The organism is Lacticaseibacillus parakribbianus (assembly GCF_025490915.1).
GTDB classification, from domain to species: Bacteria; Bacillota; Bacilli; order Lactobacillales; family Lactobacillaceae; genus Lacticaseibacillus; species Lacticaseibacillus parakribbianus.
Genome location: NZ_JANQBA010000001.1, coordinates 168,335 through 182,567, shown reverse-complemented (window position 1 = coordinate 182,567; position 14,233 = coordinate 168,335). Strand labels below are relative to the sequence as shown.

At 62.1% G+C, this 14,233-nt stretch carries 13 protein-coding genes and 1 other RNA gene; 12 read left to right on the top strand and 2 right to left on the bottom strand.

Annotated features, from left to right (window positions below; translation table 11 throughout):
• Positions 1-8: 8 nt before the first annotated feature.
• The 7 genes from NUH19_RS00850 to NUH19_RS00820 are packed head-to-tail and all read left to right on the top strand — an operon-like array spanning position 9 to position 7,639.
• Positions 9-2,816 (top strand): helicase C-terminal domain-containing protein, encoded by a 2,808-nt coding sequence (locus tag NUH19_RS00850; protein ID WP_262314666.1) that lies wholly within the window; start codon positions 9-11, stop codon positions 2,814-2,816.
• On the top strand, positions 2,803-3,294 hold the full coding sequence (locus NUH19_RS00845; RefSeq protein WP_262314665.1) for a cell wall elongation regulator TseB-like domain-containing protein: 492 nt from the start codon (positions 2,803-2,805) through the stop codon (positions 3,292-3,294). Before NUH19_RS00850 ends, NUH19_RS00845 begins: the two co-directional genes overlap by 14 nt.
• A gap of 26 nt (positions 3,295-3,320) precedes the next feature.
• The gene (locus NUH19_RS00840; protein WP_262314664.1) at positions 3,321-4,499 is read left to right on the top strand and encodes a pyridoxal phosphate-dependent aminotransferase; all 1,179 of its coding nucleotides are present in this window, start codon (positions 3,321-3,323) and stop codon (positions 4,497-4,499) included.
• Positions 4,500-4,536: 37 nt separating this feature from the next.
• Positions 4,537-5,835 carry an asparagine--tRNA ligase gene (gene asnS / locus NUH19_RS00835; protein WP_262314663.1) on the top strand — a complete coding sequence of 433 codons (1,299 nt, stop codon included), beginning with the start codon at positions 4,537-4,539 and terminating at the stop codon, positions 5,833-5,835.
• Between the two features lie 53 nt (positions 5,836-5,888).
• Positions 5,889-6,500: a DnaD domain-containing protein gene (locus tag NUH19_RS00830; protein ID WP_262314662.1), complete on the top strand. Its 612-nt coding sequence runs from the start codon at positions 5,889-5,891 to the stop codon at positions 6,498-6,500.
• A 10-nt stretch (positions 6,501-6,510) separates the two neighbouring features.
• Positions 6,511-7,179, top strand: a complete 669-nt coding sequence (locus NUH19_RS00825) for an endonuclease III domain-containing protein (RefSeq protein ID WP_262314661.1) — start codon at positions 6,511-6,513, stop codon at positions 7,177-7,179.
• The gene (locus NUH19_RS00820) at positions 7,172-7,639 is read left to right on the top strand and encodes a deoxycytidylate deaminase (RefSeq protein ID WP_262314660.1); all 468 of its coding nucleotides are present in this window, start codon (positions 7,172-7,174) and stop codon (positions 7,637-7,639) included. Before NUH19_RS00825 ends, NUH19_RS00820 begins: the two co-directional genes overlap by 8 nt.
• 66 nt (positions 7,640-7,705) lie before the next feature.
• Here the strand turns inward: NUH19_RS00820 and NUH19_RS00815 are convergent, their stop codons facing one another.
• Positions 7,706-9,988 carry a transglycosylase domain-containing protein gene (locus tag NUH19_RS00815; RefSeq protein WP_262314659.1) on the bottom strand — a complete coding sequence of 761 codons (2,283 nt, stop codon included), beginning with the start codon at positions 9,986-9,988 and terminating at the stop codon, positions 7,706-7,708.
• Positions 9,981-10,598 carry a Holliday junction resolvase RecU gene (gene recU / locus NUH19_RS00810; RefSeq protein ID WP_262314658.1) on the bottom strand — a complete coding sequence of 206 codons (618 nt, stop codon included), beginning with the start codon at positions 10,596-10,598 and terminating at the stop codon, positions 9,981-9,983. The genes NUH19_RS00815 and recU overlap by 8 nt, the downstream gene beginning before the upstream one ends.
• Before the next feature lie 66 nt (positions 10,599-10,664).
• Here recU and NUH19_RS00805 point away from each other — a divergent pair, with 66 nt between their 5' ends.
• The 5 genes from NUH19_RS00805 to NUH19_RS00785 all read left to right on the top strand — a co-directional run bounded on the left by NUH19_RS00805 (position 10,665) and on the right by NUH19_RS00785 (position 14,203).
• Positions 10,665-11,243, top strand: a complete 579-nt coding sequence (locus tag NUH19_RS00805) for an SLOG family protein (RefSeq protein WP_262314657.1) — start codon at positions 10,665-10,667, stop codon at positions 11,241-11,243.
• 106 nt (positions 11,244-11,349) lie between these two features.
• A complete protein-coding gene (gene gpsB, locus NUH19_RS00800) occupies positions 11,350-11,739 on the top strand; it encodes a cell division regulator GpsB (protein ID WP_262314656.1) in 390 nt (129 codons plus the stop codon).
• Between the two features lie 19 nt (positions 11,740-11,758).
• An RNA gene (gene rnpB, locus NUH19_RS00795) (RNase P RNA component class B) lies at positions 11,759-12,119 on the top strand.
• A gap of 109 nt (positions 12,120-12,228) precedes the next feature.
• Positions 12,229-13,362 carry a THUMP domain-containing class I SAM-dependent RNA methyltransferase gene (locus tag NUH19_RS00790; protein WP_262314655.1) on the top strand — a complete coding sequence of 378 codons (1,134 nt, stop codon included), beginning with the start codon at positions 12,229-12,231 and terminating at the stop codon, positions 13,360-13,362.
• Between the two features lie 613 nt (positions 13,363-13,975).
• The gene (locus NUH19_RS00785) at positions 13,976-14,203 is read left to right on the top strand and encodes a hypothetical protein (RefSeq protein WP_262314654.1); all 228 of its coding nucleotides are present in this window, start codon (positions 13,976-13,978) and stop codon (positions 14,201-14,203) included.
• Positions 14,204-14,233: the final 30 nt, after the last annotated feature.

Here is a 14,233-nt window from a genome sequence, read left to right as displayed (position 1 = left end):
GTGAGTGCATGACTTTTCCCTCCACATACGCCGTCATTGACCTGGAAACTACCGGCACCAGCGTCGACGAAGGCGATCGGATCATTCAGTTCGGCTGTGCCATCATGGCAGACGGCCAGATCATTCAAACCGTCTCGCAGCTGATTAATCCCGACCGGCCGGTGCCGGCGGCCATTCAGGCGCTGACCGGCATTCACCCGGCCGACCTGGTGGCGGCGCCGTACTTTGAAGACGTCGCCTACATGATTGAAAACCTGCTGGAAGGCAAGGTAATCGTCGCGCATAACGTCAATTTCGACTACCCGTTTTTAAGCGCCGAGCTCGCCCGGGTCGGCTCCCGGCCCCTGATTGGCCCGGCCATCGACACCGTGCAGCTGGCCCAGATTCTGGTCCCGACTGCGCCGAGTTTTCGGCTGGCCGACCTGACCCACGCACTGGGGATTCGCCACGACAACCCGCACCGCGCCGACTCCGACGCGGTGTCGACCGCCAAGCTCTTGTGGCAGTTGCGCGACCGCTTGCAGGCGCTGCCCAGCGTGACCCAAAAACAGCTGGCGCAGCTGGCCGGCAGCCTGATTCGCCAAACCGGCGACTGGCTGGCCGCACAGACGGTCCCAGGCGTTGCGCTGGCCGCCTCTCAGGTGCGGTGCGGCCGCTTCGTGCTACGCCGGCCGCAGCCGTTGCTTTCGCCCCTGGGGGCGGCGCCGGCCTACCCGGCAGGGGACGCGGCCAAGCGCAAGCTGCTGCGGCCCCAGTTGCGGTTCCGCAAGAGCCAGGCCAAGATGATGGATGCGATTTACGCCAATGCGACGACCGCCCAAAAACCCTTGATGATTGAGGCCGGCACCGGCCTTGGCAAAAGCCTTGGGTACCTGCTGCCATACGCGTATGTGGCAGACGCCGAGCACAAGCTGGTGGTGGCCACCTCGACCACGGTGTTGCAGGCGCAGCTGATGGCGACCATTCCGCAGGTGGCCGCGATGACTGGGCGAGAGCTACCGGCGGTGATGCTCAAAAGCGCGAGGCACTACCTCGACTTGCAGAAGCTGGATGTCAGCCTGCCGGCCGTCGACGACCGGCTTTCGCGGCTATTGCAGCTGCGCCTGATCGTCTGGCTGACGCAGACGCAAACCGGGGACCTCGACGAGCTGCACCTGACCACCTACAAGGCGCCGCTGTTCGCCCGGATTCGCCACACCGGTACCACCGATGCGGCCGCGGGGGACCCGTACGCGGCGGTCGACTTCTACCGCCTGCAGCAGCAGGCGGTGGCCGGTGCCTTCGTGGTGGTGACCAATCACGCCTACCTGTCGCGCCACTTTGACGCGTTGCGCTTCGCCAACCCGCCGTTTCTGGTGGTGGATGAGGCCCAGCACTTTGCCGACAACACCGCGGCGGCGTTCTCGCACCGATTAGCGCTACCGGCTTTGCGCATTCACCTCAACCACCTGCGCGGTCTGCTCGAGTGGCGTAACCACCGCGACTTGCAGCACCTATTTGCAGAAGACATCGCACGTGGCTACCAGCTGACCACGATGCGCCAGCAGATTGACAGCCTGCAGGAGCAGGTCGCCGACTTGCAGACCACGCTGTTTCACCACTTCTTCCGCCAGCCGCCGCTTGCGGCGGTGACCAAAATGCTGATGCCCGAGCAGGTCAGCTGGCTCAAGGCGGCACTGCTTCAGCCGCGGGAGCGGCTGGGCCGAGATCTAGCCGGGCTGATTGCGGCCTGCCGCCAGCTGAGCGGCGTCTACGCGGCGCGACCCGAGCGCTTTTTAACCTCGGATGCGGCGGTGTTTCAGGCCCTGGCCGGACTGACGGCGGCACTGAGTGCGATTCAGGCCGAGGTGGTCGCGCTGACGCCGGCGGTGTTGGACGCCAGCGCCGACGGGGTGACCTGCGTGACGCTTGAAACCGGGGCGGGGGCGATGGGCCTGGGCATGACCTGGGACCGCTTCCGCGTCGCCGAGCCGCTGCAGGCGGCGCTTGCGCATTTTTGTGCCCCCACGTTTGTCGGGGCGACGCTCACCGTCGATCGCGATTTTGGCTTTTTGACCCGCCAGCTGGGTTACCCCGCGTTACCCGAGGACCAGTGCCTGCGGCTGCGCAGCCCGTTTCGCTACAAGCGCCAGGCTGCTGTGGTGGCCGTGGCCGACGCCCCGAATGTGCAGGACCTCACGCCCGACGCCTACGCCGACTACTTGGCTCAGGCCATCGCCGCGCTTGCGGCCGGCGAGCACCAGACCATCGCCTTGTTCACGTCGCTTGCGGTGATTGCCGCGGTGTACCGGCGGCTGGCGGCGATGCCAATCGGTCGCGACAAGGAGGTCTTGGCCCAGGGCGTGACCGGTTCGGCGGAGAAAATCGCCAAGCGCTTCGCTTTGGGCCACAACAGTCTGCTGCTGGGGGCGGCCAGCTTCTTTGAGGGCATCGATTACCCGGCCAAGCAGCTGGAGATGGTCATTTTGACCCGGCTGCCATTTGATGCGCCGGACGCGCCGGTGACCAAGGCGCGTTACGTGGCGCTTCGTCAGGCCGGCCAAGACGCGTTCAAGGCCGACGCCTTGCCCAGGGCCACGCTGCGCTTTCGCCAAAGCTTCGGCCGCCTGATTCGCACCGAATCCGACCGCGGGGTGTTCGTGGTGCTGGACCCGCGCCTGACCACTACCGCTTACGGCCGCAAGCTCGCCAAGAGCTTGCCTAACCTGAAGCCGACCGTCTTGCCGCTGGCTTCGGCCGTTTTGCATAGCCGTGACTGGCTGACGCGCCAGGCGGCAACGGACTCAAGAAAGGAGGACGCCCATGCGTCCAGCTAATCGTCGTAGAATGTTTCGCCTGTTGCGCCTGATCGCCGGCATCGCGCTGTTGGCCGCCGTCGTGTTTGTGTGGACCAAAAGCGTCTCGCCGCTGCGGTCGGTTCGCGAGCAGGCCGCGGCCATCGCCAAGCGCCAGGCCAAGGTCACCACGGTGTCGCAGTTTTACTGGGACACGCAGCGCGACTCCTACCTGACCGTGGCCGGCACCACCACCGACCACCGCGCAGTGTACGTGGTCATCCGCCAAAAAACCGGTAAGGTCCACGTGCTGCGCCAATCCGCCGGCATCACCCGCCAGCAGGCGCTGGCCAAGGTCGCGGCCAGCTACGCGCCCAAGCGCATCTCAAGCATTGGCTTGAGCCGCCGGGCAAAGAAATTTGTCTGGGATATTGGCTATCGCACAAAGTCTGGTAAACTTGGGTATGTGACTTACGACTTTGCCACCGGTGAGGAGCTGGCAGCGATTCGTAACCTATAAGGGGAGACCCGATTGGAGTGACGCTTTTGCATTTAGCCAAACGAATTTTGAACGTCGCCCCCAGCGCGACGCTTGCGGTCAGTAACCTGGCCAAGGAGATGAAGGCGCGAGGGGAAACCGTGTTCGACTTGTCGATCGGCCAGCCGGACTTCACCACACCCGACTTCATCGACCAGGCGGCGGTCGCCGCGATCCAAAGCGGGGCGGCCAGCTTCTACACGCCGGCCGCCGGGCTGCCGGCGCTCAAAGACGCGATTGCGGCGCATGTGCTGGACCAAACCGGCGTGCGTTACAGCCCCAAGCAGCTGGTGGTGACCACCGGGGCGAAGCTGGCGCTGTATGGCCTGTTCCAGGTGCTGTTGGACCCCGGTGACGAGGTCTTGATTCCCGTTCCCGGGTGGGTCTCTTACGTCGAGCAGGTGCGCCTCGCCGGTGGGGTGCCACGCGCGGTGATGAGCAGCAGCCACTTCAAGGTCACCGTCGATGACCTCGAGGCGCAACGCACCAAACATACCCGCGCCGTCATCATCAACTCGCCGAGCAATCCGACCGGCGCCGTGTACACCAAGGCCGAGCTGACCTTGATCGGCAACTGGGCGCTGCGCCACGACATACTGGTGGTAGCCGATGACATCTACCGCGACCTGCTGTACAACGGGGCGACTTACACCTCCATTATCCAAATCGATCCGGCCATCACCGCCAACACGGTGCTGATCTCCGGAGCCTCTAAGTCCTACGCGATGACCGGCTGGCGCATTGGCTTTGCGGCCGGGCCGGAAAAGCTGATCGCCGCCATGACCAAGCTGCTGGGCCACGCGACCGGCAACCCAACCGCCGCCGCGCAGTACGCGGCCATCGCCGCGTTTTCAAGCGACGGCCAAAGCGTGGCCGCGATGCGCGACGCCTTTGAGGACCGGCTGAACACGGTTTACCCGCTGCTGCTTCAGGTGCCAGGCTTTGAGCTGCCGGACAAGCCACAAGGGGCCTTTTACCTCTTCCCGAACGTTCGCCGGGCGGCGACGTTGACCCACCACACGTCGGTCGACGATTTCGTAGCGGCACTTTTGGCCGAAACCGGCGTGGCGCTGGTGCCGGGCCGGGCGTTCGGCCTGCCGGATCACGCCAGGCTGAGCTACGCGGCGGCCAAGGCCGATTTGGTCGAGGCCATCAGCCGCATTCAGGCCTTCGTCGGCCAGAACTAGCATTTGCATCACTTTTCTAATGACACAGGGGGATAACATGACAGAACAGATTCGCATCATCGATGCCAAAGACCACGTCAACGAGGAAGTCAAAATCGGGGCGTGGCTGACCGACAAGCGCTCAAGCGGCAAGATTGCCTTCCTGCAACTGCGCGACGGCTCCGCCTTTTTCCAGGGCGTGGTGCTCAAAAACAAGGTCAGCGAGGCCGTTTTCCAGGCCGCCAAGGACATGCGCCAGGAAACGTCCATGTGGCTGACCGGCGAGATTCACGAAGACGCCCGCAGCCACTTCGGCTACGAAATCGAGGTTCACGACATCGAGGTCCTGGGTGGCGCCGATGACTACCCGATTACGCCTAAGGAGCACGGCATCGAGTTCCTGCTCGACCACCGTCACCTGTGGCTGCGGTCCAAGCGCCAGTTTGCGATTCAACAGATTCGCAACGAAATGATTCGCGCGACCTATGAGTTCTTCAACCAAGAAGGCTTCATCAAGATGGACGCGCCGATTCTTACCGGCTCCGCGCCGGAAGGGACCACCGAGCTGTTCGAAACCGAGTACTTCGATCGCCCGGCCTTCCTCAGCCAGTCCGGCCAGCTCTACGCCGAAGCCGGGGCGATGGCTTACGGCAAGGTGTTCACTTTCGGCCCGGTGTTCCGCGCCGAAAAGAGCAAGACCCGGCGGCACCTGACCGAGTTTTGGATGATTGAGCCCGAAATGGCCTTCACACACCAGGAGGAGAGCCTGCAGGTGCAGGAACGCTACATCGCCTTTTTGGTGCAAAGCGTGATTGACCACTGCGCCTATGACCTGAAGCTGCTGGACCGCGACGTTGAGACGCTCAGGAAGTACACCAAGCTGCCTTACCCGCGCATTCGCTACGATGAGGCGATTGAGATGCTGCAAAAGGCAGACTTTGACGTCAAGTGGGGCGAAGACTTCGGCTCACCGGAGGAGACCTACTTGTCCGATCAGTTCGAGCAGCCGGTTTTTGTCCTGAACTACCCGAAGGCGATCAAGCCGTTTTACATGCTGCCGGAGGAAGGCCGCGACGACACGTATGTCTGCGCCGACCTGCTGGCGCCGGAAGGGTACGGCGAAATCATCGGCGGCTCCGAGCGTGAAGTCGACTACGACAAGCTGAAGGCCGCCATCGAAGCCAAGGGGCTCGACTTGGCCGAGTACGAATGGTACCTTGACCTGCGCAAGTACGGCAGTGTGCCTCACGCCGGCTTCGGGCTGGGGCTGGAACGCGCGATCACCTGGATTTGCCACCTCGATCACCTGCGCGAGACCATTCCGTTCCCCCGCATGATCAACCGCATCAAGCCGTAAGCACACAAGAGACTGGGCGATCAGTCTCTTTTTGCACTGAGAAGGGAGTCACCATGCCTAATTTGACCGATTACCTGCAGGCCGGCAGCACCAGCGTGTCCGACGCCTTATTCGCGCGGTTCGCGCAGACCGAGCTGACCCACCGCGAGTTTGTCACCTACCTGTTTTTGCTGCAATGGGCCCAGCACCACACCGAGACGCCGGACCTGGCGGCGCTTGGGCAGGCGGCCAAGCTGCGGCCGCAGGAGGTGTTCGGGGTGATTCAAAGCCTGACGGATAAAAAGGCGATTCGGCGGCTCAATGCCACCGCTCGCGACGGCCGCCAGTTCGACCAGTACGACGTGACCCCGCTGTTGGCTCAGGTGCTGGCGCCGCTGGACCGCCAGGCTATCACGGCACAGGACCAGGCGAGCAAGACGGTGTTCAGCCAAATCGAGGTGGAGTTCGGCCGGCCACTGTCACCCATCGAGCAGCAGACCATCGGCGATTGGCTGACCGTTGACCACTACAAGCCAGAGATGATCCAACTGGCGCTGCGCGAGGCCGTGCTCAACCGGGTGTATTCGCTGCGCTACATGGATAAAATCCTGATTGGCTGGGAGCGGCGACACTTCACCACGCCGGCGGAGGTGCAGGCGGATAAGAACCGGCACCTGGGCTTGTAGGAGGTACGACATGGACGACAAACGCGCGGTGAAACTGTTGAACCTCGTGCTCGCGCTGTACCCTGGTGTTCCCCCGACGCTCAACGCCAAGACCCCATTTCAAATTCTGGTCGCCGTCTTGCTGTCGGCGCAAACCACCGATGTGGCCGTCAACGCGGTGACCCCACGGCTCTTTGCGGCCTACCCGGATGCCGCGGCGCTGGCGATGGCCACCCCGGCGGTCATCGAGCCTTACATCGACCGCCTGGGGCTTTACCACAACAAGGCCAAGTACCTGGTCGCCTTGAGCCAGGCGCTGGTGACCAGGTACGACGGCCAGGTCCCCGAGTCGACTAAGGCGCTGGTGGCCTTGCCTGGGGTCGGGCCCAAAACCGCCACGGTGGTGCGAACCGATGCCTTCAACATTCCCGGCGTCGCCGTGGACACCCACGTTTCGCGCATCATTCGCGGGTTTGGCATCGCACCGCCCAATGCGACCCCGCAGGCCATCCAGCGGCGTCTGGAGGGGCTGATGCCGCCTGCAACCTGGATCAACCTGCACCGCGCCCTGATTCGCCTGGGGCGGGAGTGGCTGACCGCCCGCAACCCCAAGCTACCACCGGGCCCGGCCTGGGCCGCCTTTGCGGCCGATTACAAGCCGGTTGCCCGCAAGTCCAAGGAGGGACCAACACATGCCTGATCAAATCGTTGACTCCAAGCGCCACGGCCACCGCGAGTCGTGGGATCACTACTTCATGAAACTGGCCGGCAACGTGGCCGAGCGGTCGACCTGCGAACGGGCGACGGTCGGTGCGGTTTTGGTGGTCGACCACCGCATCATTGCCACGGGCTACAACGGCAGCATCGCCGGGGATCCACATTGCGATACCGCTGGACACCTGATGCGCGACGGCCACTGCATCCGCACCCTGCATGCCGAGATGAACGCCATTTTGCAATGCGCTTTAAACGGCGTCTCGACCAAGGGCGCGACGGTTTACGTGACCTTCTTCCCGTGCCTGAACTGCACCAAGGCGCTGATTCAAGCTGGCATCACCGCCGTCTACTACCAATCGGCCTACCACAACGACCCCTACGCTCTGGAACTGCTGGCCGCGCATCACGTGGCCGTGGTTCAACTGACGCAGGAGTCGGCCTGACGCGCCGGCTTGGCCCATGCAAAAAGACCGTCCTCACACAAGGGGGGCGGTCTTTTGGCATGCGTTCTACTGGGTGGTGTGGCTTGATTCCGTCTTGCTTGGCGTTTCGGGCAGGCTGACGGAGTTGCTCGGTGACTCGGTCGCAGGCGTCGACCCGGCGTCACTCGCTCCGCTTGATTCGGAGTCACTGGAGCTGTCAACGCTGCTGGTGCTTGCGCTGCTTGAACTCGAGCTCAGGACGCTTGAACTGGTCGCGCTGCTGGTGGTCGCAACGCTTGAGCTGACCGAACTGGAGCTGGATGAGCTGACGGCCGGGGTGGTCGGGGCAAACCCGCGTACATAAAGCTCGCGGCTGCCGTTGACGGTTTTGGCAATGACGGACTCCGGCTTGACCCAATCCTTGTTGGGCAGACTCGAGGACGCGTAGGTCATCAGCACCTTGTAAATTTCCTTGGGAATCAGCTGCATGGCCGTCGTGACGCCGGCCGTATTGGCCTTGTCGTAACCCAGCCACACCGAGGCGACGCGGTAGCGGGTGTAGCCGACCATCCAGGAATCCTTGGCGGTGCCCTTCAAGGCGGCGTTGGCGGCCAACTCGTTGGCCGCGTAATCCGTGGTCCCGGTTTTGCCGGCCTGGTAAAGGCCACTGATCTGGGCGGCCATCCCGGTCCCCTTGGCGATTACACCCTTGAGCATGTCGGTCACCATGTAGGCGGTGCTGGACTTCATCGCCCGGGTGCCGGCGTTTTGAAAGGTGACCGAATCGCCGTCCGGGGTCACAACCTTTTTGACGTAGCTTGGCTTGTAGTACGTGCCGCCGTTGGCCAAGGCCCCGTAAGCGGCGGCCTCTTGCTCCGTGGTCACGGAGGCCCCGATGCCACTTGGGTAGACCTGCTGGTTGGCTGGCAGGGTGATACCCAGCCCCTTGATGAAGTTCAGAGACTTGGTCAGCCCCACGGCCTCAAGCGTCTTGATGGCGATGATGTTGCGGGACAGCTCCAGGCCGCGGCGAATCGTCATCGTGCCCATGTACTTGTGGTCGATGTCGTACAGCGGGGTGTTCGTGCCGGGATAGTTGTAAGGCGTGTCGGATTGCATGGTGGCCGTCGAGTAGTTCAGGTACTCGATGGCAGGCGCGTAGTCCATCAAAGGCTTCATCGTCGAGCCGTTGCTGCGGTCGTTTTGGGTCGCGCGGTTGTACGCCAGCCGGACGTTGCCGGTTTTGCGGCCGCCGATCTGGGCGACGACGGCACCGGTCTGCGGATTGGTCATCGTCACCGCCGTTTGAATCTTGTTGTCCGGGAAAACGACGTCTTGGCCGTCGTTTACAATTTCGTATAGCTTTTTTTGAACGTTGTAGTCTAGGTTAGTGTAAATCTTTAGGTTCTCGGCGTATGGATCGACGTGAAGCTTGGCCTTGACCTGCTTGATCACCTGGGTCAGGTAGGCATCGATCACCTTGTCGACCAAGGCGGTGTTGGTGATTTCACTTTTCTTCTTCAGGCCGGTGCTGATTGCCTCGGCCTTGGCCGTGGCCGCCTGGGCCTGGGTGATCTTGTTGTCGCGCAGCATCGCGTCGAGCACCGCGTTGCGGCGGGTCGTGGCCCGGGCCGGCGAGACATAGGGGTCGTAGCCGGAAGGGGACTGCGCCAGCCCGGCGATGAACGCGGTTTGGGCCAAGTCGAGCTGGCTCAGGCTTTTGCCGTAGTAGAACTGGGCTCCGGTGGCCATGCCCCGCTGGCCGTAATTCATGTAGACCTTGTTGATGTAAAACTCGAGAATCTGCTCCTTGGAGTAGCTGCGCTCGACCTTGACGGCCAACCAGGCCTCCTGGGCCTTGCGCCGCAGGGTCTGGTCGGAGACCTTGGTGGAGAACACCGACAGCTTGACCAGCTGCTGGGTCAAGGTGGAGCCACCTTGCAGCCCGGCGGTGTTGCCGGTCACCTTGGCCTTGAGGTTGGCAAAGGCCGCCCCGGCGATGCGAATCGGGTCGACCCCGAACTTCTCCTTATAAAAGCGCCGGTCCTCAATCGACACCACGGCGTCCTTGAGCCGCTGGGGAATCTTGTCGGCGGTCGCGTAGACGCGGTTTTCCACGCCCAGGTGCGTCAGCGCCTTGTTGTTGCTGGCGTAAAGCGTGGAGCCGCCGCCGCTCATCAGCTCGGTTTTGGTGATGGCCGGCGCGTCTTTGGCGTAGTAGGCGAACAGGCCGATGCCGGCGGCCAAGGCCACCACCACGGCCAGCGCCGCGAACTTGAAGAAGCGCAGCCAGCGGCCGCCGCGCTTCTTTGCTTTTTTAGCGGGTTTTTGGCGCCGCTTGGCCATTCTCGATGGGGCCTGATTAGCCATGTGTCTGTCCTTTCTTGGTTGCAATCAGCCAGTCGACACCGTCTAAGTACGGCACCGGTGGCTGCAGCTTGGGGTGAAGCTCGAAGCCGTGGGTCTCGATTTCTTTGAGTGGAATCGACTTGCGCCCATCGGCCAGGCTGGCCTGCCAGTAGCGGTTCAAGGCGCTGGCCGGGTACACGAACAGGCGGCGCAACGTGACGAAGCGAATCACCACAAAGCAGATGCCGGCCTGGGCCAGGCAGGCGTTGAAATGGGCGACCTGGTGCGGGTGGAAGTTCTTGAGCGGAAAGCTCTGCTTGTTTTTGGTTTCCTTGGCGTCAAAGTCCAGGTAGTAGCCCTGGTAGACCCCATTGTAGTCGGTGGTCGACGGCGTCTTGAAGTAGGCCTCTTTGACCACCGCCTGGGCGCGGCTGGGATAGTCGACCTTGACAATCTGAAGCGGCGTGGGTTTCTTGTACACCACCGCTTTGTTGGCGGCGCGGTAGAACTGGTTGCTTTGGTTCAGCTCGTCTTCAAGCGTCATGCCGCGGCCGCCGTAGGAAACGGGGCGCGGGGCCGCCGGTTGCGCGACGTCTTGGTATGGCTTACCATTAGGGTAGTGAATGGGCATGCGATCAACTCCTGGCCTTATTATAACAAGCCAGGGAGATTTGGCCTAATCGAATGGGAGGACGCGATGGGAACACGCCTGTGGTTGACCGGTTACCGGTCCTGGGAGCTGAACGCTTACGGCGATTCCGACCCCAAAATTACGGTGATTAAACTTGCCTTAAGAAACCAGCTCAAGGCGGCCCTGGACGACGGCCTGGAGTGGGTGATCACCGGTGGCGAGCAAGGCGTCGAGCAGTGGGGTGCTCAAGTCGCCGTCGGCCTTAAAAAGGACTATCCGGAGCTCAAGGTCGCGGTGATGCTGCCGTTTGCGGATTTTGGTCACCAGTGGAAGGAAGAGAACCAAGCGGCGCTGGCCACGCTGGTTCAGCAGGTCGATTTCTCCGCCAGCGTCTCCAGCCTACCGTACCAATCGCCCAAGCAGCTGTCCGGCTACACGCGCTTCATGGCTCAGCACACCGACGCCGCGCTTTTGGTGTTCGACCCGGACTTTGACGGCAAGCCGGCGTTTGCTTACCGGGCCGCCCAAGGCGAGGACCGGCGGCGGCCCTACCCGGTGCAGCTGATCAACATGCCCGATTTGGAGGAGGCCGCCCGGGCATACGGTGAACAGCAGGCGGCCGAACACGACCCATTCGATTCGTGAAGAAAGCACGGCAATGCCCATCTGACGCATTTTGGCATTTTCAAAGTCCCCTTGGTATGTTATGATGAACTCATCCTGTGTTAAGGAATCAACGAGGTGTTCGGTTATGGATAACAACAACGAGGCAACGCGCGACGTCCAGCTCGACCCGCAAGCCATTCTGGAGAAGAGCTTCAAAACCAAGATGCGCGGCTACGACGCCGCCGAGGTCGACGAGTTCCTGGATCAAGTGATCAAGGACTACGAGGCCTACCAAGGCGACGTCGACCGCTTGGAGGCGGACAACGCGCGGTTGCGCAGTCGCGTCGACGAGCTGACCAAGCAGCTGAACGTGTCGTCCAAAGTCGCTGCGGCCACGCCGCAGCAGCCGAACGCGACCGTGACCAACTACGACATCCTGAAGCGGCTCTCTAACTTGGAGCGCCACGTCTTCGGGAGCAAGTTGGCCGACGGCGGCACCAAGCCGACCGACGCCAGCGGCATCGATCGCTACTAATTCACGTCAACCCTTTGCAGATCACGAGTAATCGCGCCGGGTGTATGCCCGGTGAGGAAAGTCCATGCCCGCACAAGCTGCGATGCTTGTAGTGTTCGTGCCAGGCCCAATAAGCCTGGGTACCGGGTCAAACCGGTAACGGCGGTGTTCAGTGCTAAAGCTTCGGCCATGCACCTGCACCTGAAAGTGCCACAGAGACGATGCCGCCTGGAAACAGACGGACTGGAACGGGTAAACCCCGCGAGCGAGTAACCCAAACTTTGGTAGGGGCGGTAGGCCATGGGAATTGAACCGACGGCCTTCCAGCGAAAGCTGAGATAGATGATTACTGAAGGCGCCTTGGCCTGACAAGGTGCTGGAACAAAACATGGCTTATAGGGGTCTGCAAGCAGGCACAGTCCGGGTTTCCCGGGCTGTTTTTTTACGCCGGGGTGGTTCCCGAGACCGGGTGTTGGTACAATGAACTCAGCAAATTAAAAGGAGCCGATTATGCAACACAAACTGATGGCAACAATGGCGGCCGGGCTTGAGAGCCTGACCGCCCGTGAGCTGCAAGACCTGGGTTTTGCAACCACAACCGATAACGGCAAGGTCTTTTTCGAGGGTGACGACCGCGCCATCGCCACCGCCAACGTCTGGCTTCGCACGGCCGACCGCATCAAGATTATCGTCGGCCAGTTCAAGGCCACGACGTTCGACGACCTGTTCGAAGGCGTGCGGGCCTTGCCTTGGGACCGCTACCTGCCACTTGACGCCGAGTTTCCGGTGGCCGGGCGCAGCGTTCGGTCGACGCTGCACTCCGAACCCGACGTGCAGGCCATCACCAAAAAGGCGATTGTCAACAAGCTCGCCGAAGTCTACCACCGCCGCGGTCGCCTGCCGGAAACCGGCAACCTGTACCCACTGGAGGTCTCAATCCTCAAGGACGTCGCGACGTTGACCATCGACACCACTGGCCCATCCCTCTTCAAGCGCGGCTACCGCGTGGCCAAGGGCGAGGCGCCACTGAAGGAAAACTTCGCGGCGGCGCTGGTGATGCTGACGAACTGGCGCCCGGATATGCCGTTCGTCGATCCGACCACCGGTTCCGGCACCATTCCAATCGAGGCCGCCTTGATTGGGCTGAACCTCGCCCCGGGCCTCCACCGCCGCTTTGCCTTCGAGGACTTCGCCTTCTTTGATCCAGACGCGCTGGCCAGCGTCAAAGCCGCCGCGTTGGCGGCCGCCGACATGGACCGCGAGCTGGACATCACCGGCTACGACATCAACCAGGAGATGATTGAGATTGCGCGGCTGAACGCCCACGAGGCCGGACTCGGCCACCGCGTCGTGTTCAAACAGCTGGCGGTCAAGGACTTCAAGACCGACAAGCCCCGCGGCGTGATTGTCGCCAACCCGCCTTACGGTAAGCGCATGGGCGAGCTCGAAGCCGCCCGGCGGCTGTACGGCGAGATGGGCGATGCCTACCGTCGCCTCGACGGCTGGAGCAAGTACATCCTGACCGCCGACCTGGGCTTTGAAAAGGCATACGGCAACAAGGCGACAAAGCGCCGCAAGCTGTACAACGGCAGCCTGCGAACCGATTACTTCCAGTACTGGGGGAAGCGACCGGCACGATCTTAGACCGGCGTGCCGAGACATAGCCTCGGATTAGGTCGGTGCTTATAAATTGACGGCTGAGCTGGCGAGGCTTACACTGGCTTTGGATGATTATTCTAGGACAGGGGGGCGACCAAAGGCCTTGGTCACAGCACGCCCACTGCCCATGGGGAACGGTCCGGGACATAAGCATTCCCAGTACCCCGCTCATACCAAGCCGAATCTGGCTTTCAACACACGTGTTTTCGCGTAACGGCGCCCACCTGCGGGCCCGAATACCAGGGTTGGACCTCCACCCACCGGCTGTTTAGTGTACTGCCTACTCGCTTGCGAGGTAGCTGCGGCGGCGCATTGACCGGTGGCTTGTACCAAAACGCCTGCGCCGCAACCAACGCCGCGGCAGGGTGACTGAACGATGGCATCACACACAGCAAAAAGGCCAAGGCCGGCGGGGTTGCGTCTCCGCTGGCTTCGGCGCGGCCGCCGCAACCAACGCGTTGCGGCGGTTTTTTTGACTCTGTCGCGGCGTCAAATGTTAAGAATCATCTCGCAGTGACAAGAAGGGCTGATTTTTCGCCGCGGCTTCGTTATACTGGAGGTGTAATCGGTTTCAGCAAACAAAAGGAGGTTCATGCTCATGGGGCAACACACCACTGAGATTTTCGGCTTACTGGAGGATGCGTTACTGACCAAGCGGCCGGTCAAAATCCACACGATGGACAAGCGGACGCTTCACGGGGTGATTCAGGCGATCACCCCGGGCACGGTCAAGCCGTACGCCGAGCGCAGCACCGTTTTGATCGACACACAAAAGGGCGCCAAGCGCGTTCAGGAATACGCAATCACCAAGATTGCGTGGGCATGACCACAGTTGAATAAGCACACCGCGGCGGGG